Genomic DNA, 4,048 nt, shown 5'->3' on the forward strand with positions numbered 1-4,048 from the left:
AACTGGCCCTCGGGAGGGGATAGCCAGGACGGTTCCCTGGGCAATAGCGGTGGTTCCGGAGGTGGAGGCTCCAATGGCGATACCGGGAACGGTGGCGATAACCCCGGTGACGGCCAGGCCGATTGTATAGCCGATGGCAATGGTAACTGTATTGGCGATGTGACCACCCCCGTACTATTATTAAACGATGCAGCACTGGTAAGTGTCCGGCTTAATATTACCAACAGCGCACGTGCCGACTGGCTTTTTAACCATTTAGAGGTCGCCTCCCGCATCTATAGATTCCTGGCCATCCATAATTTTAGTGCCGAGGCCAAAGCAGAGGCCCTGATGCACATTGATGCCGAAAGGGCCAACGATAACGGCTGGACACCTAAAACCGGTACGTTTGCCAACCGTAAGGCGCTGGAGTATATAGCTGTTTATCAACCGGCCTGGGGAGAGACCATGTATTTGTTAAAAAGCGGGCGCATACTGTACCGCTCTGCTACCAAACGGGCCATTAACAAAGCCGATGCCGGAACCCTGGCCTCTACCGAACCCCCTATGGACGGGTACAACTACATACGCAGTACCGAACAGGAAGAGCCCGAGCCGCGATGGTATGAGTTTCGTATGCCCCGGCCCGATTACCCCGATACCGACCTTACCTTTTTATTTGAGGCTTTCTGGACAGGGGTCAAGCTGGCAGGGCGCTATGCCGTACCTATTGAAGATGCTATGGTACTTATTGACGGAAAAGACTTTGACGGGGTTTCGCAAAGCAAGGCCGTAGCAGGTATATTTATACTGGTAGATGTAGTACCCGGGGGCAAACTGTTGCGTATTACCCGTAAGGCCGGCTATGCCTTAAGCGCCGTGCCTCTCGTAAAAGTAAGTCTGGACGCCGTATCCAGGACCCAGCGCAGGATCGTGAAACAGTTTGAAAACAGCATACAAACTGCCAGCAATGCCAGAAAAGGGAATTTTGCAGAAATGCGTGTGGACCTGGATTTTGTAGAAAAGGGCTATGAGGCACTACATGTAAACCGTAAGGCCAATATAGATGCTGCCGGGCATACCGGTATAGACCATATATTCAGGAATCCCGAAACCGGGGAGTTTATTATTGTAGAGGCCAAGTACCACGGGACCGGAGGGCTTAATCCCGGAAACCCGGCGACCGACCTTGCCCGGCAAATGAGTAAAAGGTGGATTAGTGATGGAAGTGAAGTATTTGGAAGGGATAGGCTTTGGAAAGCTCTTGATGGGAATGCAGCGTTATATCATCAGATAAAAGATAATTATACTCCCGTAGTAGGATATGTACAGGCCAATGGTACCATAAATTATAAATTTGTAGATATAGATGGTTATGAAATATCAAGAGAATTTGTTCAATAAATAAAATAGTATGAAAATTTCAAGAAGCCCGGGATATTATGATGCTTGTATCAAAAAAAATAATAATACCATTGAGAGGAGAGAAAACGAAGTTAAGAACTTTGTACCCAATCCTTTAAATGATGTGATGCCTGGAAGGCCAAGTAATGAATCTATTATTGCGAGTAATAAACTGGTTACTTTTAGTTTACGTCTTGATAACTTATCTGCTTCTTTTTCCCGTGGCGATGATTTAAATGAATTAAGGAAGCGGTTTTCCGAAACGGTACAGGTTATGGGGGCCGTATGGGATAAGAAGTATGTTAAAATATATGAGGGGCGTGAACGAAAAGAAGTGGACCGGTATTATCTGGATCATAATATTCAGATGCGCTGGATGCTGGCTCTTAGTGTTTTACTGGATGTGCCGGAAGAAGAATTTACCATTTTATACGATCTCGTAAACCGGGATCGTATAAAAGATGCGCTATATGATTATTTGATCTCCTACAGGGTACCTGACCGGGAGCTTTCTGAAAAAGTATATCCTGAAGTGCCTTTTAATAATATCCGGGTGATCCTGGTAGAAGAGAATAAGGCCCAATGTGAGGCGATGATAAAACACTACCTGGAAAAAGAATGGCTTAAGACCTATAAAAATACAGGATGGGCAAAAGCACATCTCTATCCTGAAGAAAAGTATTCTTTTTTTGGTATGTGGGCCTTTGAGGTAGCGGCCATTGTAAAGATCAAAGGCCTGGACGATCATAGTTTTAGAGATCATATACATTATCCTGACAGGTTGTTGCATAAATAAAATAGTATGAAAATTTCAAGAACTCCGGGATATTATGATGCTTATATAAAACGAAATGAAAGGTTTATTAAACAGGATGAGGAAAAAGTACAAAATTTTGTACCTAACCCTCTAAATGATGTAATGCCCGGAAGGCTAAGTAATGAATCCATTCTGGCAAAAACTAAGTTAACAACGTTTTTTTTAAGACTTTACAATTTAATTGCTGCCTTTTCCCGTGGCGATGATTTAAATGAAATAAGGAAGCAATTAAATTTTAAATCTTATTAAAAATGAATGAAAACAAACAAATTTTAGACGAATTTGGAGAATTGGTTGTAAAAAATGTTTTTGATACTGAATACCGGTTTATTTTGAATAAAGTTGAAGACCTGGCAAAAACCGAGGGTTACAAAAATCTATTCAAAGAGATGAATTCTGTTCAAAAGAAAGAAATAGAATACTATACCAGAGAACTATTGAAGGGGACAATTTTTGATTTTTTGAAAATCTTTGAGGAGAATACGCAATTTAAAATTGTATATGATAAAAATGGAAGTTTAATTGATCTGGAAGAAATAAGCGAAATGCTTAAAGCCGAACTCATCATAGAGAATGGATGGTTGGCTCGTTTTAGTAAGGAAATAGATAAAGATGAAATACTTTAGTGTAAAGTGTTTAAAAGTATTAGGTCTAATGTTTTAAGTGAATAACCACGGTTGTTTTTTTGTCAATGTCACAGTATTTTCTAAATGAAATATTTTGTTCTTAGCAATTCTGACGATTTAAAAGAAATAGGATATTATCCTCAGACGGATTATGAAAAAAACTATGATCCTACTACTGAGAAATCACATTTACAGGTTACGTATGATAAATTTCCAGATTTTATACCTGAATATAAGTTGGAGTTGCATAAAAATGCAGTTCCAACTAATTTGATACCGGGGGTTGGCGGACATCACGGGATACTTGTAGACCAAAAATTAAGAAAACTACTCGAAGGCTATAAGTTACCTAAACATCACTTTTACAAAATAGATGTATTCCATAATGGACAACGGCTAAATTATTTCTGGTTACACTTTGTCTTGCCTGATATTTGGGAGTATATTGATATGGAACGCTCAACAGTTAGCATAGCTCATAATGTAAACCCACTCAACAAAATTGTACTTCCCATGCTGCACAAGGAGTATGTTATTAAATTGATAAAGCATTATCTCACAAAGTTTGAGTATCATTTATTTCCTGAGAAAATCTTTTTTAAAGAAAACTTTATTCCTTATGATATAATTACATTAAACGAGCTTTATCATGGAAATCTAATAAGTATGGATCTAAGAAAATCTATGCAACAACAAAAAATCTCGGGTATTAGTACAGGTCTTTTTAAACCAATTGTATGAGGAATTTTAAAAAAACCTTTGGTCTTTAGCTACTTGGTTTAAGCATGAAATATCCCAGGTATTTACTCAATAAATAAAAAATGTTATGAAAAGTTCTCGACCTAAGGAACACTTTGAGGCAATAATCAGAAGGAACACTGAAATCATTAAAAAAAGAGAAGATGAAATAAAAAAATTTGTACCCAATCCACTGAATGAAAATGCACCGGAAAGAAGTGATAATGAATCCTACCTTTTAAAAATTAGGTTAGTTACTTTCTTTTTAAGGTTGCATAATCTTATAGCTTACTATTCCCAAGGAGAAAATTTAAGTTTTCTACAAAAACAGTTTTCCGAAACAGTACAGGTTATGGGGGCCGTATGGGATAAGAACTATGTAAAAATGCATTTAGGTAGAAAACAAAGACCTATAAGTATATATTATCTGGATCATAATATCCAGATGCGCTGGATGCTGGCTCTTAGTGTTTTGCTGGATGTG

At 38.8% G+C, this 4,048-nt stretch carries 6 protein-coding genes; all 6 read left to right on the forward strand.

Features of this window, described 5'->3' with window-relative positions; genetic code table 11:
* Nucleotides 1-1,383 (forward strand): hypothetical protein (locus tag WAO84_RS17045; RefSeq protein WP_340067347.1); only part of this gene is annotated, 1,383 nt, incomplete at its 5' end.
* A 10-nt stretch (nucleotides 1,384-1,393) separates the two neighbouring features.
* On the forward strand, nucleotides 1,394-2,179 hold the full coding sequence (locus tag WAO84_RS17050; RefSeq protein WP_340067348.1) for a PoNe immunity protein domain-containing protein: 786 nt from the start codon (nucleotides 1,394-1,396) through the stop codon (nucleotides 2,177-2,179).
* Nucleotides 2,180-2,185: 6 nt separating this feature from the next.
* On the forward strand, nucleotides 2,186-2,449 hold the full coding sequence (locus WAO84_RS17055) for a PoNe immunity protein domain-containing protein (protein ID WP_340067349.1): 264 nt from the start codon (nucleotides 2,186-2,188) through the stop codon (nucleotides 2,447-2,449).
* Between the two features lie 2 nt (nucleotides 2,450-2,451).
* Nucleotides 2,452-2,826: a hypothetical protein gene (locus tag WAO84_RS17060; protein WP_340067351.1), complete on the forward strand. Its 375-nt coding sequence runs from the start codon at nucleotides 2,452-2,454 to the stop codon at nucleotides 2,824-2,826.
* A gap of 84 nt (nucleotides 2,827-2,910) precedes the next feature.
* On the forward strand, nucleotides 2,911-3,567 hold the full coding sequence (locus WAO84_RS17065; protein ID WP_340067353.1) for a hypothetical protein: 657 nt from the start codon (nucleotides 2,911-2,913) through the stop codon (nucleotides 3,565-3,567).
* A gap of 85 nt (nucleotides 3,568-3,652) precedes the next feature.
* The coding region (locus tag WAO84_RS17070; RefSeq protein ID WP_340067355.1) for a PoNe immunity protein domain-containing protein at nucleotides 3,653-4,048 on the forward strand (396 nt) is incomplete at its 3' end.

The organism is Ascidiimonas aurantiaca, from assembly GCF_037646345.1.
GTDB classification, from domain to species: domain Bacteria; phylum Bacteroidota; class Bacteroidia; order Flavobacteriales; family Flavobacteriaceae; genus Ascidiimonas; species Ascidiimonas aurantiaca.